Below are 20,167 nucleotides of genomic sequence, written 5' to 3' on the forward strand. Positions count from 1 at the left end.
AATGGGCGATAGGCAACAGATTGGTTGCCAATCAAGGAGAACGCATGGACACGAAGACCGAAGCCGGCGACCGCATCGAACGCAGCGTCGTCATCGCCGCACCCCGCTCGCGCGTTTGGCGCCTGATCACCGACGCCGAGGCGTTCGGCCACTGGTTCGGCGCGGACCTGAAGGGCCAGGTGTTCGCGGTCGGCCAGCGCACGCAGGGCCCCATCACGATCCCGGGCTACACGCACATCCTGTTCGACGTCATCGTCGAGCGGCTGGAACCCGAGAGCGTGTTCTCGTGGCGCTGGCATCCCTACGCCGTCGATCCGAAGGTCGACTACAGCAGGGAAGAGCGTACGGTGGTCACCTGGACGCTGCAGGATGCGCCCGGTGGCGGCACGCTGGTGAAGACGGTGGAGTCCGGCTTCGACAAGGTCCCGCCGGGGCGGCGGCTGGAAGCCTTCCGCATGAACAGCGGCGGCTGGGACGGCCAACTGGAGAACATCCGCAAGCACGCCGAGACTGCATGACGAAACTGGCCGCTTCCGAATTGGCGAACGTCTTCTTCGCCCTGGGCGACGCGACGCGCCTGCGCCTCGTCGCCATCCTCTGCGCAGGCGGCGTCTATTCGATCGCCCAGCTCACCGCCAACACCGACCTCACCCGGCAGGCCATCACCAAGCACCTGCAGGTGCTGGCGGATGCGGGGCTGGTGAAGGACCTGCGGATCGGACGGGAACGGCTTTGGCAGTTCGACCCGACGCAGGTGGAGGAGGCGAGGAAGTCGCTGGAGGTGATCGGGCAGCAGTGGGAGATGGCGCTGGCGAAGCTGAAGGCGTTCGCGGAGAGGGACTAAGCACCCTTTCCCGCCTTCGTCACTTCGCCCAGCCGTCCTTCAGCCCCGTCACCCGATTGAACACGGGCCGGCCTCCACCATGGTCCTTCCGGTCCGCCACGAAGTACCCATGCCTCTCGAACTGGAACTTCTCATCCCCCTTCGCCCGGCCCAGTGACGGCTCCACATACGCGGTCACCACCTTCAGGCTGTCCGGATTCAGTTCGTCCAGGAAGTCCTTCTCGCCCGTGCCCGGCTGCGGCACGGAGAACAAGCGGTCGTACAGCCGCACTTCCGCCTTCACGCCATCCGCCACGCCGACCCAGGTGATGTTGCCCTTCACCTTCACGGCGTCCGCGCCCGGCGTGCCGCTCTTGGTGTCCGGCACCAGCGTCGCCTGCACTTCCGTGACCTGGCCCGATGCGTCCTTCGTGGCGCCCGTGCACTCGATCACGTGCCCGTACTTCATGCGCACCTTGTTGCCCGGGAACAGGCGGAAGAATCCCTTGGGCGGCGTCTCTTCGTAGTCGGTGCGCTCGATCCACAGCTCGCGGCCGAACATGAACTCGCGCTTGCCGCGCTCCGGCGCATGCGGGTGCACGGGCGCGGAGCAGGGGTCCAGGTGGCCGGCGCCCATCGCCTCGTCCCAGTTGGTGATGACCATCTTCACCGGGTCCAGCACCGCCATCGCGCGCGCCGCCTTCGGGTCCAGGTCGTCGCGCAGCGCGATCTCCAGCGTCGAATAGTCGATCCACGAATCGGCCTTGCTCACGCCGATGCGGTCGGCGAAGAGCTGCAGGCTCTCCGGCGTGTAGCCGCGGCGGCGCAGGCCGACGATGGTCGGCATGCGCGGGTCGTCCCAGCCCGTCACGTGGCCCTGGTCGACCAATTGCTTCAGCTTGCGCTTGCTGGTGACCACGTACGTGAGGTTCAGGCGCGCGAACTCGTACTGCCGCGGCTGCGGCGTGTTGATCAGGCCGCCCTCCGCCAGGCGATCGAGCAGCCAGTCGTAGAACGGCCGCTGGTCCTCGAACTCCAGCGTGCAGATGCTGTGGGTGATGTTCTCCAGCGCGTCCTCGATCGGGTGCGCGAAGGTGTACATCGGGTAGATGCACCACTTGCCGCCGGTGTGGTGGTGCTCCGCATGCTTGATGCGGTAGATGGTCGGGTCCCTCAGGTTGATGTTGGGGCTGGCCATGTCGATCTTCGCGCGCAGCACCGCCTTGCCGTCCTCCAGCTTGCCGTCGCGCATCTCGCGCAAGCGCTGCAGGTTCTCGTCGATGCTGCGGCTGCGGAAGGGGCTGTCGGTGCCGGGCTTGCTGAAGTCACCGCGGTTGACGCGCATCTCTTCCGGCGTCTGCTCGTCGACGTACGCGTGGCCCGCCTCGATCAGGTACTCGGCGGCGCGGTACATGAAGTCGAAGTAGTCGCTGGCCTGGTACAGGTGGCTGGTGCCGTGCGCGTCCCAGTCGAAGCCGAGCCAACGCACGGCATCCTTGATGCTCTCGACGTACTCCACCTCCTCCTTCTCGGGGTTGGTGTCGTCGAAGCGCAGGTGGCAGATGCCCTGGTAGTCACGCGCCAGCCCGAAGTTCAGGCAGATGCTCTTGGCATGGCCCACGTGCAGGTAGCCGTTGGGTTCGGGCGGGAATCGGGTGCGGATGCGCGCCGGGTCCGGCTCTCCCATGCGGTGGTGCGCCGCATCCCCGGGCCCGCCGCCCCAGTGCCGCTGCCGGTAGGTACCTTGTTCCAGGTCGCGCTCGACGATGCCGCGCAGGAAGTTGGACGGCTTGGGGGCGTTTTCTTTTTCGGTCGGGGAAGCCATATGCGGACGATTTTGTCATGGCTTGTTGCAGTGCACCGAAAGCGGGACTTGCGCGCCTTTCGGACGAAGCGTCGGCATCCGGGGATGAACGGCGCGGCGGGTTACGTCCGGCAACGCATTTGACTGCGACGCCCCTAGGCAATCCTTCACGGCTTGCGTTCAATCACGCCACAGGTTCCGGGAAAACCCGGGACACCCCAAGCAGGACCCTGAAATTGAAAACCTCTCGCGCTATCACCGCTTTCGCAGCACTGGCCCTGGCCACGCTGGCCGGCGCCGCGCAGGCCCGCGACAACGTGTACTGGTCGATCGGCATCGATGCCGCCCCCGGCGTCTCGGTCGGCGTCGGCAACCACCGGCCCGTCTATGTGGCGCCGGCGCCGGTCTACGTCGCGCCGGCCCCGATCTACGTGGCACCGCGGCCGGTGTACGTGGCCCCGCCCGTCTACTACGTGCAGCCGGCGCCGGTGTACTACGGCCAGGGCTACGGACACCACAGGCACAAGCGCCACAAGCATCACCGGCACCATCGCCACCATCACTGACAAGCGCGGGACGGCCCCTCAGGGAGTTGCAGCAACGGACAGGCAGAAAAAGAAGTTTCGGTTCTCCAAGCGATTGGCCCCGGGCCCACAAGCCGGGGCCTTCTTTTTGGGCCCTTGGCTTGGTGGGTGGGTCGCGCCGTCCCGCGTTGAAACCCGTGGCCGCCGCATCAGCGGTGGTGTTCGTCCTTGCCCGCTTCGGGCTGCTGTTCCGGTGTCGGGTAAGGCTGGGGGAGCAGGGATTTCAGCTTCAGCTGGTCCCGCAGGTGGGGACGCACGCTGTCCGCCCCGTAGCCGCTGTGGCCCTTGGCCGTGGCGCGCTCGACGAATCCGCGCGTCCGGCCGGGCCCGTTGCTCCTCCGGCCGCCCGGCGCAACGCGCCGGTCGTCCGGCTCGCTCGCGCTGTTGGGTTTGCCGTCTTTCATGTCTGTTGTTCCTCTGAGTGTTAACAGAGTACGGGCGCAGCAACGCTTTACATGACGGCCGTGCCCGGCCTTGGGCGTCGGACTTCATCGACCGAGCCGTAGGCGGACCCGCAACGGGGACGGGCAAAAAAGAACCCCCAGGGGTTGAGCCTGGGGGTAACAATGCCAGTCGCGGGACGGAGGGCCGGACCAGCTCACCCCGGAGGAGGAGGGGACTCAGAGGAGTCGGGGTGATCGGGAGACGGAACGCGCTGCTTCGGTCTGTCGGTGAAGGGGCGCCTTCCGTGCAATTCGATGCCTTGTAGTAGAAGGGCCGGCCGCGGTACGCCTTGTAGGACGCCGCCCACAGCGCCTGCCGGACGATTCCCCCTTTGCCTGGTGCATCGCAGGCCCCGGGGGCGAACTCACGCGCCCTTGTAGAAGATGTAGTCGGCCTGGTAGCGCACCACCTGCTTGGTGCCGAGGTTCGCAGCGCCACAGGCGGCCGCGGGCGCCACACCGCCTTGCGTGGCCACGCGCTGGATGTAGGTGACGCCGTTCATGGCGCCGTTGCCCATGGCGGGGTTCGCCCTGACCAGCTGCAGCGGGATGCTGCCCGCATCGGCCGGTGCCACGGCGACCTGCGTGGCCGTGACGCGCGATCCGTCCATGTTCTCCCAGGTGGCGGGCGGGCCGAAGTAGCGGCCGACCTGCTTGCCGGCGCGGTCCATCAGCTTGGCATCGGGGCCGACGAAGAACCATTCGTGGCCCCCCCCCGCCTTCACGCGGCATTCGTAGGTGATCTCGCCCACCCCCACCGTTTCCATCGCCACGCGGTGCCCGGACGGCACCTGCACGGCGGCCGGCAGCATCGCCTGGTCGTAGGGACGGGACATGGCCATCGGGCCGGAGGCACAGGCGGCGAGCGTGGCGCAGCAGGAAGCTGCCAGGATGAGGCGTTGCATGGGGGATCTCCTGATCGTTGCGAAGTGACGCGGCTTGCGTCCGCCACGGATACGCAGGAAAACCCCGCGCGGATTCAACCGCGGCTACATCGCCTTGAAGAGATGCGCGTACAGCCGGCTCACCGGCAGCCGCTCCTTGCGGCCGCGCAGGGCGAGGTGCAGCTTGCCGCCCTCGTCGCGGTGCACGCTTTCGATGGCCGTGGCGCGCACCACCGTGCCGCGGTGCACCTGCCAGAAGAGCTGGGCGTCGAGCTGGGGCAGCAGTTCCTTGAGCGGCGTGCGCACCAGCACTTCGCTGGCCGCGCAGACCACGCGCACGTACTTGTCGGCCGCTTCGAAATACACGACTTCCTCGACCGGCACCATGCGGATCGTGGTGCCCACGCCGGCCTGGATCACCTTCAGGTGCGGTTGCGGGGTCGGTGGGGTCCCGGCCAGCAGGTGGCGCAGCTGGCCCAGCGTGGCTTCGAGGTCGACGCCGCCGGCGGTGCGTCGTGCCAGCACCTGTCGGACCTTCTCCACGGTCCGCGCCAGGCGTTGCGGCTGCACCGGCTTCAGCACGTAGTCGACGGCCTGGGCCTCGAACGCCTGCACCGCGTACTGGTCGTAGGCCGTCACGAAGACGAGCGCCGGGAAGGGTGCGTCCTGCGCCCACGCATCCGCCAGTTCGGCGGCGGCCTCCAGCCCGCCCTGGCCGGGCATGCGGATGTCGAAGAACAGCACGTCGGGGCGGTGCTGCAGGGCGGCCCGCACGGCGGCGGCGCCGTCGCCGACGGAGGCGACCACCTGCAGCTCCGGCCACGCGCGCGCCAGCTCCGCCTGCAGGGCCTGCGCCAGCAGCGGTTCGTCTTCGGCGAGGACGGCGGTGGGCTTCATGCGATCGGCAGCAGGATGCGCGTGCACGCGCCGTGCGCATCGCGCGTGAAGTCGATCACGGCGCGGCCGGCGTACAGGGTCGCGAGCCGCTCCCGGATCTGCACCAGGCCGAAGCCCTTGCCGGCGGAGCCGGCGGCGTCGCCGACACCGGTGTCCGTCACCTCCAGCAGCAGCCGGTCGCCGTCGCGCGCGGCGCGCACCGTGACCTGGCCGCCCTCCACCTTGGGCTCGAGGCCGTGCAGGATGCTGTTCTCCACCACCGGCTGCAGCAGCAACGTGGGCACGCGCAGGCCGGCCAGTTCCGCCGGCAGCTCGATGGTGGAACGCAGGCGCGGCCCCATGCGGATCGCCATGAGCTCCAGGTAATCGCGCAGCCGGTCGAACTCCAACTGCAGGGGGTGCGTGGTGGCGCGCGACGCATCGAGCGTGGCGCGCAGGTACGCGATCATGTGGTCCAGCATCTGCTGCGCACGGCCGGGATCCACGGCGATCAGCGCCCGCAGGTTGGCCAGCGTGTTGAACAGCATGTGCGGTTCCAGCTGCGATTCGAGCAGCTTGAGCCGGGCCTCGCCGGCGTGACGTTCGGCTTCGCCGATGCGCCGCTCGAGGTAGGCGCTCTTGTTGCGGCTGTAGAACCAGTAGCTGCCCGCGATGCCCGCCAGCAGCGTGATCAGCAGGCCGCTGCGCAGGTGCGTGCCGGAGGAACTGCTCCCCGCCGGGATCAGGCCGAGGGAGCGCATCACCGCGTCGCCGCCGATGTTGCCCACGAGGAAGCCGGTGACGATGCCGCCGACCACCAGCATGCCGCCTTGCCAGCCCGCGGGCCAGCCCGTCTCGGAAGCGGTCGGCAACAGGTGCCGCCCGAGGTCGATCACCGCCCAGATCGTGCAACCCGTGAACAGCGAGTACGCCACCAGCGGCGGGTAGGGGCGGTCGGGCGAGAAGGCGTACTGGATGGTGGCCACCGCGAGGCAGAAGGCGATGGTCTGCAGCAGGTTCTGCAGCTTGGAGATCCAGTCGATCTTCATCGACGCGCCGCGCGGTCCTGCTCGCGCCGCAGCCGATCGCGCTCGCGCTGCACCAGCTGCTCGCGCCACGCGCTGCCGCCGCCCAGCACGAAGACCGACAGGCCGTGCAGCACGAGCCCCAGTCCCCATCCGAGCACCGGGTACGCCGACCAGGGCCGGCTGCGCAGGCCGAACTGCCAGGCGGCGAACATGCCCACGTTCACCACCAGGTACACCGCGGCGTGGACGTACCAGCCCAGCTTGGCGCCGGCCCGCTTGCGCGCGAGGCGGTCGATGTCGTCTTCGGAAAGCTGGGGCATGGCGAGCGGATTCTAGGGGAGCGGGTGGGTGTTTCACCACGGTTCGGGGTTGGCCTGCAGGCGGCGGCGCTCGCGCTCCACCATGCCTTCGTAGGCGCTGCCGCCGGCGACGAGATAGACCACGACGCCGTGGATGGCCAGGCCCAGGCCCCAGCCGAAGGCGGGGAAGACGGCCCAGTGCCGTCCGCTCAGGTAGGACAGCGCGGCGAGCATCAGGTTGACGGCGATGTAGACGCCGGCATGGATGTACCAGCCCATCTTCATGCCGGCGCGGCGGCGGGCGAGGCGTTCGAGTTCGGTGTCGGCGAGTGCGGTCATGGCTTTCTCCTTGGGTGGGGGCGGGGGATCGGTTCAGAGCAGGCCGAGCTGCGCCCAGACCTGCTGGCCGAGGTAGCGGCGCGGCAGCAGGGTGAAGGCGCCGGCGACGATGCAGGCCCAGAAGTACAGGTGGCGCATCACCAGGCGGTGACCGGCGATGTCGCGGTGGGCGAGCTTCCAGAAGGCGCCGAACAGGCCCAGGAGGGTCGCCGGCACCAGCAGGTGGATCGGCGTGTAGCCGCCGATGTTGGGCAGTTCGAAGTCGCGGATGAACACGGCGGAGGTGGCCGTGACCACCATCAGCGTCACCCAGGCGTAGCCGAAAGCGCGGTGCAGGCGCGGCCGCGGCCGGGCGCCGCGGCGGGCCCAGAGGGCCACGGGGCCGATGGCCACCGCCGCGATGGCCACCGCCGCGATGGCGGCGGTCATGTGGACGGCGATGACGGGGGTGAGTTGCATGGTGCGCTCCTCGTGTCTGCGATGGAGCGCACTTTGCGCGGTGCCGCCCCGCGCTGCGAGCCGGGTGCGACGAAATGCGGGAAACGCGCCGCGAACCGGGCGCTGGCCGCCGTCAGCGGCGGCCGGTGACCGGGCTCAGGCCCAGATGCGGCGGTACTTCTCGGCCAGCTGTTGCTGGCGCAGCATGATCTTCGGCACGTCCGGGTGCATCGGGTTGATCTCTTTCATCGCCCAGCGATAGAAAGACTGGGCAACCATCACGTGGAGCAGTTCGAGGATTTTCATAACCGCTGATGTTGCCGCCGCCCCGATCGCGCCCTGTAGGTTCCGTGCGCGACCATGGATGCAGCTTTCCGACACGCCCTGTCAGACGGAAGCTGTGGCTGAGCTACAGACCCGCGCCGCTCCGGGCTCCGCCGCGACAGGGATAATCCGCCCTTTTGTTCGGGGAGCTTGCGTGGACATCGTGTTGCTGGTGAAGGCCGCCATCATGGGCATCGTCGAAGGGCTCACGGAGTTCCTGCCCATCTCCAGCACCGGCCACCTCATCCTGACGGGGCACCTGCTGGGCCTGCATGCCGAGCGCGACAAGGTGTTCGAGATCGCCATCCAGACCGGCGCGATCCTGGCCGTGATCCTGGTGTACTGGCAGAAGATCCGCAGCACCATCGTGGCGCTGCCGACGCAGCGCGAGGCGCAGCGTTTCGCGGCCAATGTGCTGGTGGCGTTCTTCCCCGCGGTGATCCTGGGGCTGGCCTTCGGCAAGATGATCCAGAACAACCTGTTCACGCCGGCGGTGGTCGCCACCAGCTTCATCGTCGGCGCGTTCATCATCCTGTGGGCCGAGAAGCGGCCGCACCCGAACATCCGCATCCACGAGGTGGAGGAGATGCGCTGGACGGATGCGCTCAAGCTCGGCCTCGTGCAGTGCTTCGCGCTGATCCCGGGCACCAGCCGCAGCGGCGCGACCATCATCGGCGGGATGCTGCTGGGCCTGTCGCGCAAGGCGGCAACCGACTTTTCCTTCTACCTGGCCATCCCGACGCTGATCGGCGCGGGCGTGTACAGCCTGGTCAAGGAGCGGCAGCACCTGTCGGTGGACGACCTGCCGATGTTCGCCGTGGGCCTGCTGTTCTCTTTCGCGAGCGCCTGGCTGTGCGTGCGCTGGCTGCTGCGCTACATCTCCACGCACAGCTTCGTGCCGTTCGCGTGGTACCGCATCGCCTTCGGCATCATCGTGCTGGTGACGTCCGCGACCGGCTGGGTGCAGTGGTCGGCGAAGTGAGCAGGCGCCGCGCGCGATAGCGCTTCCAGCGGCCTTCCGGCTGCGCCAGCCGGTCGGCCACGATGCGCAGCACCTCGGGGTGTGTCGGCATGCCCAGATGGCTGGCCTGCACGGCGACGTTCTCCACCATCGGCCCCTTGCGTTCCAGGCAGCCGCGCCAGCAGACGACGCCGTCGCTCTCGCTGTAGATCGAGGTGGTGGGCACCGGCAGGCGCTCGCGCAGGCGGGCCTGCAGCTCGGGCGTCAACTGCGAGGCGTCGCCGCCCAGCCAGCGGAACACCGTGCCCGCATGGTTCGCGGTACCCAGCGCGCCGAAGGGCGTTCCCAGCGTGACGACCTGCCGCACGCTGCCCGGGCAGCAGCGGGCGATCTCGCGGGCGTAGATGCCGCCCAGGCTCCAGCCCACCAGGCTCACCTTGCGGCCGTGGCCGGCATGCAAGGCACGCACGCGTTCCACGAGGGCCGGCAACCAAGCGTCGAACATGCCCTCGGGTCCGCGGTTCACGCCCAGGTCCCAGTCGTGCACGGTGAAGGCGCAGCTGGCGAGATGGTTGCGCAGCGCGGCGGTCGACAGCGAACCGGCGCCGAGGCCCGGATAGACGATGACGGGATGGCCGTCGCCCTGCACCGGGGCGAGATGGCCGACCCGGGCGGCGAAGAAGTCGAGGGCGGCGCGCAGGGGCTCGGTGGCCAGCAGCGCCAGCGAGGGCGCCTGGAAGGCCAGGGCAGTCGATGAAGGCATGCCGCCACTGTGGGCCCGCAGCCCGTCCCTGTCTGTGGTCTGGCGGGGAAGCGCCTTGTAGTCCGCTCCCGGCGCCGCGGTAGGACGTCAGGCCGGCAGCGCCAGCAGCGACGCTTCGACGGCCGCGGCCGTCGCCACCGGCTTCTCCATCGGGAAGAGGTGGCTGCCTTCGAGCATCGTCATGCGCCCGTGCGTGAGCTTCCCGGTGAGCGCGGTGCCCACCTGTTTCATCTCCTCGGACTGCAGCCCGCCGATGAAGGCCGCCGGGCAACGGAGGGGATGGCGCTGCAACATGCCCGCCAGGTTGTCGGGCAGGGTGTTGTAGATGGTGGTCTCGATGTCGCGGTCGAAGCTCAGCACGCGTTCGCCGTCCTCGTCGTGCGTGCCGTGCGTGATGTAGTCGGCCAGCACCTGCGGGTCCCAGCGCGCGAACGCCTTCTTGTGCCGGAAGTGCTCCATCGCCGCCTCCTTCGTGGGCCAGCGGTTCTTGCGCTTGCGGCTCACCGCGCCCGGCGAGATCGACCCGACCAGCTGCGTGTGCTTGGCCGCGCGCAGCGCGTGCGCCTTCCAGCCCCCGATCAACGGCGAGTCGAGCAGCAGCACGCCGCGGGCGAGGCGCGGATGGCGCGCGGCGCACATCAGGCTGAGGAAGCCGCCGAGCGAATGGCCCACCAGGAAGGCCGGCTCTCCTGCCTTGTCGACCTCGCGTGCGGTGAAGTCGTGCAGGTGCTGGACCAGGTGCGGCCAGTTGTTCGTGGCCGGGTATGCGTCCTCGTGGCCGTACTTGTCGATGGCGCGCACCAGGAAGCCCCGTGAACGCAGGTTCCGGAACAGCAGGTTGTAGGTGCCGGCGGGAAAGCTGTTGGCGTGCGAAAAGACGATCAGGGACACTAGATCAGCTTCTCTTCCGGCCGCGTGATCTTCTTCAGCGGCTTGCTGCGGCCGCCCGCGTGCGTGCGCAGCGGCGTGTCGGTGTGGGATTCGTCCCAGACCGGGTCTTCCAGGCTGTCGAACACCTCGCGCAGCTTCTGGCCCCAGCTCTGGTGCAGCATGCGGTAGTAGGGGTTCTGCATGTCGATGCAGACCACCTTGTCGGTCTGGAGCCGGTCGGCCTCGTAGACGACCAGGTCCAGCGGCGGGCCCACCGACAGGTTCGACTTCATCGTCGAATCCATCGACACCAGCGCGCACTTGGCCGCCTCGTCCAGGTCGGTGTCGGGCGTCAGCACGCGGTCCAGCACCGGCTTGCCGTATTTGTACTCGCCGATCTGGAAGTAGGGCGTTTCGGGCGTCGCCTCGATGAAGTTGCCCGCCGAGTACACCTGGAACAGGCGCATGCCCTCGCCGGCGATCTGGCCGCCGATGATCAGGTTGACGTTGAACTCCACCCCGGCGCGCTCCAGCGACTTGGCGTCGCGCTCGTACACGTGCCGCACGGCCTGGCCCAGCACCCGCACCGCGTCGAACATGCTCCTGGCGTTCCAGATCGTGATGGGCTGGTCGGAATCCTGCTCCTTCAGCTGCTCCACCTGCAGGAGCTCGCGCACCGACTGCGAGATGCTCAGGTTGCCTGCGGTCAGCAGCACCATGAAGCGGTCGCCCGGCTTCTCGTAGATGATCATCTTGCGGAAGGTGCTGATGTTGTCCACGCCTGCGTTGGTGCGCGAGTCGGAGAGGAACACGAGCCCCGCATTGAGCTTGATGCCGACGCAATAGGTCATGACTGGATCATTTTCTTGAGGGTGTAGAGCGCGTCGAGCGCGTCGCGCGGCGTCAGGGCGTCCGGGTCGAGGGCGGCGAGCGTCGCTTCCAGCTTGCTCGGCGCGCGGGCCTCCGCGGCGGGCGGTGGTGCGAACAAGTCTACCTGCTCGCGGCTCTGCTCCTGGTGCTTCTCCAGCGCGGCCAGCGCATGCCGTGCGTGGTTCACCACGCCGGTGGGCATTCCGGCCAGCTTCGCCACCTGGATGCCGTAGCTGCGGCTCGCCGGGCCCGGCTGGATCTCGTGCAGGAAGACGATGTCGGCGCCGGACTCGGTGGCACCCACGTGCACGTTCACGGCGCAGTGGTGCTTGGCGGGGAATTCCGTCAGTTCGAAGTAGTGGGTGGCGAACAGCGTGAACGCTTGGGTCTTGTCGTGCAGGTGCGCAGCGATGCCGGACGCGAGCGCGAGGCCGTCGAAGGTGGAGGTGCCGCGGCCGATCTCGTCCATCAGCACCAGGCTCTGCGCGGTGGCCGCATGCAGGATCTGCGCTGCTTCCGTCATCTCCAGCATGAAGGTGGATTGCGCGTTCGCCAGGTCGTCGGCGGCGCCGATGCGCGTGTGGATCGCGTCCATCGGGCCGAGCCGGCAGGCCTGCGCCGGCACGTACGAGCCCATCGCCGCCAGCAGGCAGACCAGCGCCACCTGCCGCATGTAGGTCGACTTGCCGCCCATGTTCGGGCCGGTGATCACCTGCATGCGCTGCTTCGGGCCCAGCCGCGTGTCGTTCGGGATGAAGGCGCCGCCGTGCGTCTCCGCCAGCCGCGACTCCACGACGGGGTGGCGACCCTGCGTGATCTCGATGCCGGGCTCGCGGATGAACTGCGGCCGACACCAGTTCAGGTTCAGCGAGCGTTCGGCGAGCGCGCACAGGGCGTCGACGCTTGCGAGTGCGCGGGCCAGCCGCGTGAGCGCCGGCACGTGGTCCTGCAAGGCATCGAGCAGGTGCTCGTAGAGCCACTTCTCGCGCGCCAGCGCGCGCTCCTGCGCCGACAGCGCCTTGTCCTCGAAGGCCTTGAGTTCCGGCGTGATGAAGCGCTCGGCATTCTTCAGCGTCTGGCGGCGGCGGTAGTCCGCCGGCACCTTGTCCAGCTGGCCCTGCGACACTTCGATGTAGAAACCGTGCACCCGGTTGAACTGCACGCGCAGGTTGCCGATGCCGCTGCGCGCGCGTTCGCGGCCTTCCAGCTCCAGCAGGAAGCCGTCGCAGTTGTCCTGGATCGCGCGCAGTTCGTCCAGCTCCGGATCGTGGCCGGGGGCGATCACGCCGCCGTCGCGCACCAGCGCCGAAGGGTCTTCCTTGAGCGTCGCGGCCAGCCGCTCCGCGCATCCGGCCGGCGGTTGCAGGTCGGACGCGGCGTTCGACAGCAGTCCCGGCAGCCCTTGCAGCAGCGCGGCCAGCTGGCGCGACTTGCCCAGGGCCAGGGCCAGGCCGACCAGCTCGCGGGGGCGCACCTGGCGCAGCGCGATGCGTGCCGTGATGCGTTCCACGTCGCTCACGCCCTTGAGTTCGCCGCGCAGCTTCTGCCACAGGCCTTCGCGCAGTCCGGTGATCGCATCCAGCCGCAGGTTGGCGACGGTGCGGTCGCGCATCGGTTCCAGCAGCCAGGACTTGAGCATGCGGCTGCCCATGCCGGTCATGCACGTGTCCAGCAGGGAGAAGAGGGTGGGGCTGTCCTCGCCGCGCAGCGTCTGCACCAGTTCCAGGTTGCGCCGCGTGGCTGGAGGCAATTCGATGCGTTCGCCGTCGCGCACCACCAGCAGCTGCTGCACGTGCGACAGCGCGCGGCCTTGCGTGTGTTCGGCATAGGCGAGCAGCGCGCCGGCGGCGGCATGCGCGTGCGCGAGTTCCTCCGCGCCCCAGGACGAAAGGCTCGCGGCCTTCAGCTGTTCCAGCAGCTTGCGCTGGCCGAGGCCGGACTCGAACTGCCACTCGGGCCGGGCCGTGACCGGGATCGACGCGCGGGCCGCCTGCAGCCGCTGCGCGAACGCCGGCGTGACGTCCGCCGAATGCAGCAGTTCGCTGGGGCCGACGCGGGCGATCCAGTCGGCCAGGGCGTCGGCGTCGCATTCCGCCAGGTGCAGCGCGCCCTGGGTGACGCTCAGCCACGCCAGGCCGACCTGGTGCTTCGCGCCCTGGTGCACCGCCAGCAGCAAGGCCTCGGATTTCTCGGTGAGCAGCTCGGTGTCGGTCAATGTTCCCGGCGTGACGACGCGGACCACCTTGCGTTCGACCGGGCCCTTGCTCGCGCCGACCTCGCCGACCTGCTCGCAGATCGCCACGGACTCGCCGCTGCGGATCAGGCGGGCCAGGTAGCCCTCCACCGAATGGAAAGGCACGCCGGCCATGACCACGGGCTCGCCGGCGGACGTGCCGCGGCGCGTGAGGGTGATGTCCAGCAGCCGCGCGGCCTTCTCCGCGTCGTCGTAGAACAGCTCGTAGAAATCGCCCATGCGGTAGAACACGAGCGTGGACGGATGCTCAGCCTTGATGGCCAGGTACTGGGCCATCATCGGCGTGTGCTTGCTCAGGTCGGGCGTCTGGGCGGGGTTCTGGCTCATTCCGGGGGGATTATCCCCGCCGGGCCTCGCGGGCCCTGCGTCAGGCGTGCGCGCGGACGCCCCAGGCGCTCAGAAGTCCCAGCCCGCTCAGCGCCAACGCCACACAGGCGCCGCTCGGCCAGTCCAGCGCCCACGACAGCCCCAGTCCCGCCAGGCAGGCCACGACCGCCAGGCCAATGGAGCGCGCCAGTGGCCAGCCGCGGCGCGTCCACAGCGCCGGCCCGATCAGCAACGCGAACACCAGGTACAGGCCCAGCGCCTGCACGACCACGCTGAGGGCCAGCGCGAACAGCGGATAGAAGACGGCATCGCGCTGCAGCAGTCCGCGCCGCAGCACGAGCAGGGCGACCATCACCGCGGCGCCGATCGCCAGCAGCAGCACCGACGACCAGGGCGCCCACAGGACGTCCGCGGCGAGCAGCGCGGTGAGCCGTTCGCGTCCGTGCGGATCGAAGGCGACGGCGACCACCGAGGCGCTGGCCGCCATCACGTAGACGAGGCCGATCAGCGCTTCCCGCTGCTGCGGCCACTGGCGCGCGAGCCACCACACCAGCCCGCCTCCCGCCAGCGCCGAGACGGCCGCCGCGGCCATCGCGTGGGCCGGCTGCGCATCGTGCAGCAGCATGCCCGCGCCGAGCACGCCGCAGGCCGCCACCTGCGCCACGGCGAGGTCGATGAAGACCACGCCGCGGGCGAGCACCTGCGCGCCCAGCGGCACCAGCAGCAGGCAGGCCGCCAGCAGGGCGGCGGTGGGCGCGGCGAGCCAGGCGAAGTCGGACACGGCGTCAGCGGCCGGCCAGCAGGCGGTCCAGCAGGTGGTCGTAGAGGCCGGCGAGCGTCTCCGCCGGCGCCTCCTCGGTGACGGTGGACGGCAGCTGCAGCACCGTCACGCCGGCCCCGAGCTGCTGCGCCAGCCATTGCGCGCCGCGCGGGTCCTGGTACGCCGAGACGACCACCGCGCGCGGCGGTGCGCTGCGCACCTGCTCCAGCACTTTCTGCAGGTGGCCGGGCGTCGGCGGTACGCCGGGCTTGGGTTCGAGGTCGGCGACCTGCTCCATGCCCACCCAGCGCCAGAGGTACGCGAAGGTGCTGTGCTGCGCCACCACGCGCGTGCCGCGCAGCGGTGCGGCGCGCCGTTCCCATTGCGCGATGCGTCCCTGCCAGTCGGCCTGGAAGGCCGCCAGGCGCGAGCGGTAGCCGGCGGCCCCCGACGGGTCCACCTGCTCCAGCCGCTGGGCGATGGCGGCCGCCATGTCGGCCATGCGCCGCGGGTCGAGCTGCACGTGCGGGTTGCCCGCCGCATGGACGTCGCCGTCGAAGACCCCGCCCGCCGGGCGCGGGTCGATCAGCTTCACGTGGTCGGCCGCATACACCATGCCGGGCGCGCCGTCCTGGACCTTCGGGTTGCCGGCGCGCTGCTGCAGCATCGGCAGCCAGCCGGCTTCCAGGGCCGCGCCGGTGCACACGGCGAGGTCGGCCTTGCGCAGTTGCGCGATGAGGCTGGGACGGGCCTCGATGTGGTGCGGGTCCTGTCGCGCGTGCGTGGCGCTGCGCACGTCGGCCGACGGCGCGAGCTGCCGCACCAGCGCGGCCCATTCGGGCTCGCAGGTGAAGACGGTGAGGGCCTGCGCGGCACCGGCGCCCCAGAGGGCGAAGGCGGCCAGGGCGGTGCGGAGCACGCGTGCGCCGCGTTCAGAAGGAGTGGGATGCATGGGCGCCGAAATTGAGGATGTACTGGAGTTGCACCGCGTGCGTCGCGGCCTCGAAGCCGCCGCGATCGCGCTGGTGGGTGAACTGCACGCGCACGGTCTGGCGGTGCGAAGGCTTGTAGGCCAGCATCAGCGCGGTCTCGCGCAGTCGGCCATCGTCGAAGTGGTCCTCGTGCGGCTGGCGCACGCGCAGCAGGTCGTGCCGCACCCCCACCTCCCACTCCGGCGCGAAGCGCCAGACGGCACTGAGGTAGGTGGCGTGATGCTGGTCGGAGCTGGTGGCGAAGCGGTTCAGGCGCGTCACGCGCGCGTGCTCCAGGCTCACGCGCACCTGCTGCCGGCGGTTGTTGCCCTCCGGCGCCCATTTCCACGCCAGCTCCGCCAGCCACATCCGGCGGCCGCTGAAGGCGGCGCCGTGGGCGTGCGCATGCTCTTCGTGCTCCGCCCCGTGCTCTTCGTGTTCTTCTTCCTCTTCGCCTTCCTCGTGCGCTTCCACCGCGGCTTCGCGGCGGTTGTGCAGCAGGGAGAGTCCCGCCTGCCAGCTCTGGCTGCGGCCCAGGTCCCCGCCGATGCGGCTGGAGAGCACGACGGCGCCCGGACGGCGGGACGACGCGGCCTCGCGCACCAGCTGCTTGCCGCGGAACACCTCCAGGCCCAGGCGCAGGTAGAAGTCGGTGGGCGCCGTCCAGTTCACGCGCAGGCCGTCGTCGAACCAGTGGTTGCCCAGGAAGGCGCGGTATAGCAAGGGGCGCTGGATGAAGTCGTCGCTGTGCGGATGCTGTTCGTTGAGGTAGCCGATCTGCGAAGAGAAACGGCCGGCGCGCAGTTGCAGTCCGGCCGGCAGGGTGCGCGTCTGGATCCACGCCTCCTCCAGCTCGACCTCGAGCTTGCGCTCGTCGGTGTGGGCGGCGGCGGTGCCCTGCGCCTCGAGGTGCGTGCCCAGCGGGCCGCGCACGCTGACGTCGCTGTGGCCAAGGCCGAGGCCCTTGTCACGGCTGCCGAGCGCCAGTTCGCGCGAACTGGCGGAGAGGTCGAGCACGGCGCCCGCCTGCCAGCCGGTGGCGGCGGGTTGCGCGAAGGCCGCGGTGGCGGCCGAGGAAAGGAAAACGGTGCACGCGGCGCGGCGGATGGCCGTCGCCATGCACGGAAGGACCCGGAAGGTCTGCATGAGGAAACTCGCTGAAAGGGGACGGAGGTCCTGCCCGCGGCGGCGGGACAGGGGCCGGGAACGGGTCAGCGAGAGGCGGGCGGGCCGCGGGCGTCGAAAAGCGCGGCCCAGCGGGCGACGAACTCCGCGTGCGTGAGGACGATGAAGGTCGCCGGGACGAGCGCCGGCAGCGCGACCAGCGGCGCCGGGGCGCAGCCGGGCTGCCCCAGGACGTCGAACAGCCGGCAGTCGGAAGTGTCGGCGTGGGTGCTGAAGAGGTCCTGCACGGCGGCGGCGGCGCTGCTTTCGGCGGCTACCGCCGTGAGCAGGGGCGAGCCGTGGCGCCAGCCCTCCGTCGCCGAGCCGTGCAGGCTGCGGTGCACCCAGCCGAGCGTCTGCGCCAGCACCAGCACGAGCAGCAGCATGGCGACGGCGATGCGGCGCGGGGTGCTGGGCGGGGCGGACAGGGCAGGCATGTTCGGACTCGGGGCACGAAGCTTAGCAGGCCTCGCGTGCCGCGGAGCGTTCGCGGACGTCGGCTACGCGGGTTCGGCCGCCGCCGCCGGGGCCGGGGCCCGGACCACCGGCAGGCTCTGCGGGTGCTCGCGCGCGAGGAACGCGAGGACGCCCTCGCGCACCTTGCAGCGCAGGTCGAACGCCTTGCCCGAGTTGTTCGCCGACACCAGGACGCGCACCTGCATGGCCCGCTCGCTGGCGTCCGTCACCTGCACGTTGAACACGCGACCGTCCCATTCCGGCGCGGCCTCGACGATGCGCTTCGCTTCCGCACGGATCGCGTCGAGTGGCGCGGTGTAGTCCAGGTAGAGAAACACGGTGCCCAGCAGGTTCGAGCCGGTGCGCGTCCAGTTCTCGAACGGGTTCTCGATGAACCACTGCAGCGGGATGATCAGCCGGCGCTCGTCCCAGATCTTCAGCACGACGTAGGTGCCGGTGATCTCCTCGACCCGGCCCCACTCGCCCTGAACGATCAGCACGTCGTCGATGCGGATCGGTTGCGAGAGCGCGATCTGCAGGCCGGAGATCAGGTTGCTGAACACCGGCCGCGCCGCCAGGCCGGCGATGATGCCCAGCAAGCCCGCGGACGCCAGCAGGCTGGCGCCCAGCTGGCGCATGCCCGGGAAGGTCATGAGCACCATCGCCGCGCCGCCGATCAGGACCAGCGTCTGCGCGCTGCGCGAGAGTACGCGGGTCTGCGTCTCCACCCGCCGCGCGTGCAGGTTGTCCTCGACGTTCGAGGGGTGGCGCGCGATCAGGCCGTCGGCGATGCCGCCGATCAGCCCCATGAGGAAGGCGGTGAGCGCGATGATCAGGAGCACGCCGTTGACGTGCCGCACCGCGCCGATGGAATCCAGCGTGTCCGGCGCCGCGGCCCACACCAGCTGCATCGCGAGCAGCGGCGCGGCGAAGCCCGCGGCGCGCTGGGTGCGCTCCAGCATCGCACTGAGCACCTGCGCGTGCTCGCGGACCAGCACGCGGCGCAGCACGGCGCGTGCCGCGTGGTGGAGGGCGAGGGCGACGAGCGCTGCCGCGAGCGCCGCCAGCAGGGCGGCCATCCACGGATGGCCCTGGAGCAGGGGCAGCATGCGCGCGGGGTCAGTCGTCCGAAACGGGCCCGTCGTCGATCTGCGTGCCCGGCTGCAGGGAGGGCTCGACCAGGTTCGGCGTGTTCTGCCGCAGGTCGGCCTTCTCGCCGGCGCTGGCGAACTTGCTGTACTTGCCGAGGATCGCGACCAGCTGGCCGTAGACCTTCGGGTTGCCGGCCACGCACTCGCGCTGTTCCAGGAAGTCGGCTTCGCCGGTGAAGTTGCCGATCAGGCCGCCGGCTTCGGTCACCAGCAGCGAGCCCGCGGCGACGTCCCACGGCGACAGGCCGGTTTCGAAGAAACCTTCGGTGTAGCCGGCGGCGACGTAGGCGAGATCAAGGGCCGCGGCACCGGGCCGGCGCAGGCCGGCCGTGCGCTTCATGACGTCCGACATCATGCGCAGGTAGATGTTGAAGTTGTCGCCCGGGCGGAAGGGGAAGCCGGTGGAGACCAGCGACTCCTTCAGCTGCGTGCGCTTGCTCACACGCAGGCGGCGGTCGTTCAGGTACGCGCCGCGGCCGCGGGTGGCGGTGAAGAGGTCGTTGCGGGTGGGGTCGTAGATCACCGCCTGCTCCACGCGGCCGCGCACCAGCAGCGCGATGCTGACGCAGTAGACCGGGAAGCCGTGGATGAAGTTGGTGGTGCCGTCCAGAGGGTCGATCACCCACACGTGGTCGGAGCTGGCCTTGCCGTGCTCGCGGCCGGACTCCTCGGCCCAGATGCCGTGGTCGGGATAGGCGGTCAGCAGCGTCTCGATGATCGCGTTCTCGGCCGCGTGGTCGATCTCGGTCACGAAGTCGTTGGTCTGCTTCTGCGAGATGCGGACCGCCTCGACGTCGAGGGCGGCGCGGTTGATGATCGCGCCGGCGGCGCGGGCGGCCTTGACGGCCACGTTGAGCATGGGGTGCTGGTTGGACGACATGGGTTGTGCGAAGAGCCTCGCCGGGTGCGGCGGAAGACAGGCCGCCGATGCGGACTGCCACGTTGGCCCCATTTTAGCGGCGGGGGTGTCGGCCGCGCGCGGCGAGGGACTCCCGGGCGCGTCCTACGTCCAACCACGTACCCGACAATCGGTGCCATGGCCACCCGCTTCGTCCTGATCCAACCCAGCCACGCCGGCAACGTCGGTGCGGCCGCGCGCGCCCTGAAGGTGATGGGGTTCGACGATCTCGTGCTGGTGCAGCCGCGCTGGGACGACGTGCTGGAGCGCGACGAGACCGTCGAACGCGCCAGCGGCGCCGTCGACGTGCTGCGCAAGGCCCGCGCCGTCGACACCCTGGAAGAGGCGCTGGACGGCATGACGCATGTCTGCGCCACCGTGATGACCCCGCGCGACTTCGGTCCGCCGACGTACACGCCGCGCGAGCACCTGGGGCCGGTCGCGGCGCAGGGCCACGGCGTCGCCTTCCTGTTCGGGTCCGAGCGCTATGGCATGCGCAACGAGGACGTGTACCGCTGCCATGCGGCGCTGCGCATCCCGGTGTCCCCGGACTACGGTTCGCTGAACCTGGCCGCGGCGATCCAGGTGATCGCTTACGAATGGCGCATCGCGCTGGGCGGCTTCGGGGCGCCGTCCGTCGCCGCTGCGCCGGTCGCCGACGCGGCCGCCGTGGCGGGGATGCTGCGGCACTGGGAGGAGGCGCTGGTCGCGATCGGCTTCCTGGACCCCGCGGCCCCCAAGAAGCTGATGCCGCGCCTGAACCAGATGTTCAACCGGGCGCAACCGACCACCGAGGAAATCCACATCCTGCGCGGTGTTGCCAAGGCCATGGCCGAAGCAGCGAAAAAGGCAAAGCCTTAGACTCCTCCGGACAGAAGCA

Annotated in this window: 24 protein-coding genes; 5 read left to right on the plus strand and 19 right to left on the minus strand. The window is 69.9% G+C overall.

What is annotated here, in order from left to right; translation table 11 throughout:
* The first annotated feature begins 44 nt into the window (after nt 1-44).
* Together IM787_RS13515 and IM787_RS13520 are read left to right on the plus strand one after the other, a co-directional pair.
* A complete protein-coding gene (locus IM787_RS13515; protein ID WP_193677212.1) occupies nt 45-518 on the plus strand; it encodes an SRPBCC family protein in 474 nt (157 codons plus the stop codon).
* Nucleotides 515-844: an ArsR/SmtB family transcription factor gene (locus IM787_RS13520; RefSeq protein WP_193677213.1), complete on the plus strand. Its 330-nt coding sequence runs from the start codon at nt 515-517 to the stop codon at nt 842-844. Before IM787_RS13515 ends, IM787_RS13520 begins: the two co-directional genes overlap by 4 nt.
* Nucleotides 845-863: 19 nt before the next feature.
* Here the strand turns inward: IM787_RS13520 and IM787_RS13525 are convergent, their stop codons facing one another.
* Nucleotides 864-2,648 carry a glutamine--tRNA ligase/YqeY domain fusion protein gene (locus tag IM787_RS13525; protein ID WP_193677214.1) on the minus strand — a complete coding sequence of 595 codons (1,785 nt, stop codon included), beginning with the start codon at nt 2,646-2,648 and terminating at the stop codon, nt 864-866.
* 215 nt (nt 2,649-2,863) lie between these two features.
* On the opposite strand from IM787_RS13525, the gene IM787_RS21530 reads away from it, so the two are divergent.
* Nucleotides 2,864-3,193 (plus strand): hypothetical protein, encoded by a 330-nt coding sequence (locus tag IM787_RS21530; protein WP_227494374.1) that lies wholly within the window; start codon nt 2,864-2,866, stop codon nt 3,191-3,193.
* Between the two features lie 167 nt (nt 3,194-3,360).
* On the opposite strand, the gene IM787_RS13535 is transcribed toward IM787_RS21530, so the two are convergent.
* The 8 genes from IM787_RS13535 to IM787_RS13570 all read right to left on the minus strand — a co-directional run bounded on the left by IM787_RS13535 (nt 3,361) and on the right by IM787_RS13570 (nt 7,824).
* On the minus strand, nt 3,361-3,615 hold the full coding sequence (locus tag IM787_RS13535) for a hypothetical protein (protein WP_193677216.1): 255 nt from the start codon (nt 3,613-3,615) through the stop codon (nt 3,361-3,363).
* A gap of 404 nt (nt 3,616-4,019) precedes the next feature.
* Nucleotides 4,020-4,559, minus strand: a complete 540-nt coding sequence (locus IM787_RS13540) for a DUF3455 domain-containing protein (protein WP_193677217.1) — start codon at nt 4,557-4,559, stop codon at nt 4,020-4,022.
* 84 nt (nt 4,560-4,643) lie between these two features.
* Complete coding sequence (locus tag IM787_RS13545; RefSeq protein ID WP_193677218.1) at nt 4,644-5,435, minus strand: LytR/AlgR family response regulator transcription factor; 792 nt, start codon at nt 5,433-5,435, stop codon at nt 4,644-4,646.
* Nucleotides 5,432-6,463 carry a sensor histidine kinase gene (locus tag IM787_RS13550; RefSeq protein ID WP_193677219.1) on the minus strand — a complete coding sequence of 344 codons (1,032 nt, stop codon included), beginning with the start codon at nt 6,461-6,463 and terminating at the stop codon, nt 5,432-5,434. The genes IM787_RS13545 and IM787_RS13550 overlap by 4 nt, the downstream gene beginning before the upstream one ends.
* A complete protein-coding gene (locus IM787_RS13555) occupies nt 6,460-6,762 on the minus strand; it encodes a 2TM domain-containing protein (protein ID WP_193677220.1) in 303 nt (100 codons plus the stop codon). Before IM787_RS13555 ends, IM787_RS13550 begins: the two co-directional genes overlap by 4 nt.
* A gap of 33 nt (nt 6,763-6,795) precedes the next feature.
* Complete coding sequence (locus IM787_RS13560) at nt 6,796-7,080, minus strand: 2TM domain-containing protein (protein ID WP_193677221.1); 285 nt, start codon at nt 7,078-7,080, stop codon at nt 6,796-6,798.
* A gap of 33 nt (nt 7,081-7,113) precedes the next feature.
* Nucleotides 7,114-7,539 (minus strand): DUF2306 domain-containing protein, encoded by a 426-nt coding sequence (locus IM787_RS13565; RefSeq protein ID WP_193677222.1) that lies wholly within the window; start codon nt 7,537-7,539, stop codon nt 7,114-7,116.
* Between the two features lie 135 nt (nt 7,540-7,674).
* On the minus strand, nt 7,675-7,824 hold the full coding sequence (locus IM787_RS13570; protein WP_193677223.1) for a hypothetical protein: 150 nt from the start codon (nt 7,822-7,824) through the stop codon (nt 7,675-7,677).
* A 172-nt stretch (nt 7,825-7,996) separates the two neighbouring features.
* On the opposite strand from IM787_RS13570, the gene IM787_RS13575 reads away from it, so the two are divergent.
* A complete protein-coding gene (locus tag IM787_RS13575; protein WP_193677224.1) occupies nt 7,997-8,824 on the plus strand; it encodes an undecaprenyl-diphosphate phosphatase in 828 nt (275 codons plus the stop codon).
* Here the strand turns inward: IM787_RS13575 and IM787_RS13580 are convergent.
* The 10 genes from IM787_RS13580 to IM787_RS13625 form a co-directional block, all read right to left on the minus strand.
* Nucleotides 8,772-9,566: an esterase/lipase family protein gene (locus IM787_RS13580; protein ID WP_193677225.1), complete on the minus strand. Its 795-nt coding sequence runs from the start codon at nt 9,564-9,566 to the stop codon at nt 8,772-8,774. The genes IM787_RS13575 and IM787_RS13580 overlap by 53 nt on opposite strands.
* 87 nt (nt 9,567-9,653) lie before the next feature.
* Nucleotides 9,654-10,457 (minus strand): alpha/beta fold hydrolase, encoded by an 804-nt coding sequence (locus IM787_RS13585; protein WP_193677226.1) that lies wholly within the window; start codon nt 10,455-10,457, stop codon nt 9,654-9,656.
* Nucleotides 10,457-11,287, minus strand: coding sequence for a proteasome-type protease (locus tag IM787_RS13590; RefSeq protein WP_193677227.1), 831 nt, complete (start codon nt 11,285-11,287; stop codon nt 10,457-10,459). Before IM787_RS13590 ends, IM787_RS13585 begins: the two co-directional genes overlap by 1 nt.
* Nucleotides 11,284-13,887: a DNA mismatch repair protein MutS gene (mutS, locus tag IM787_RS13595; protein ID WP_193677228.1), complete on the minus strand. Its 2,604-nt coding sequence runs from the start codon at nt 13,885-13,887 to the stop codon at nt 11,284-11,286. Before mutS ends, IM787_RS13590 begins: the two co-directional genes overlap by 4 nt.
* 40 nt (nt 13,888-13,927) lie before the next feature.
* A complete protein-coding gene (locus tag IM787_RS13600; RefSeq protein WP_193677229.1) occupies nt 13,928-14,668 on the minus strand; it encodes a metal ABC transporter permease in 741 nt (246 codons plus the stop codon).
* A 4-nt stretch (nt 14,669-14,672) separates the two neighbouring features.
* A complete protein-coding gene (locus IM787_RS13605; RefSeq protein WP_354004411.1) occupies nt 14,673-15,566 on the minus strand; it encodes a metal ABC transporter substrate-binding protein in 894 nt (297 codons plus the stop codon).
* A gap of 13 nt (nt 15,567-15,579) precedes the next feature.
* Nucleotides 15,580-16,737 carry a hypothetical protein gene (locus IM787_RS13610; protein ID WP_193677231.1) on the minus strand — a complete coding sequence of 386 codons (1,158 nt, stop codon included), beginning with the start codon at nt 16,735-16,737 and terminating at the stop codon, nt 15,580-15,582.
* 92 nt (nt 16,738-16,829) lie between these two features.
* Nucleotides 16,830-17,219, minus strand: a complete 390-nt coding sequence (locus tag IM787_RS13615; protein ID WP_193677232.1) for a hypothetical protein — start codon at nt 17,217-17,219, stop codon at nt 16,830-16,832.
* A gap of 63 nt (nt 17,220-17,282) precedes the next feature.
* Nucleotides 17,283-18,347 (minus strand): mechanosensitive ion channel family protein, encoded by a 1,065-nt coding sequence (locus IM787_RS13620; protein WP_193677233.1) that lies wholly within the window; start codon nt 18,345-18,347, stop codon nt 17,283-17,285.
* A 10-nt stretch (nt 18,348-18,357) separates the two neighbouring features.
* Nucleotides 18,358-19,269 carry an inositol monophosphatase family protein gene (locus tag IM787_RS13625; protein WP_193677234.1) on the minus strand — a complete coding sequence of 304 codons (912 nt, stop codon included), beginning with the start codon at nt 19,267-19,269 and terminating at the stop codon, nt 18,358-18,360.
* A gap of 156 nt (nt 19,270-19,425) precedes the next feature.
* On the opposite strand from IM787_RS13625, the gene IM787_RS13630 reads away from it, so the two are divergent.
* Nucleotides 19,426-20,148, plus strand: coding sequence for an RNA methyltransferase (locus IM787_RS13630; protein WP_193677235.1), 723 nt, complete (start codon nt 19,426-19,428; stop codon nt 20,146-20,148).
* Nucleotides 20,149-20,167 lie beyond the last annotated feature (19 nt).

Origin of the sequence: Ramlibacter pallidus (genome assembly GCF_015070875.1) — a bacterium.
GTDB lineage: Bacteria > Pseudomonadota > Gammaproteobacteria > Burkholderiales > Burkholderiaceae_C > Ramlibacter > Ramlibacter pallidus.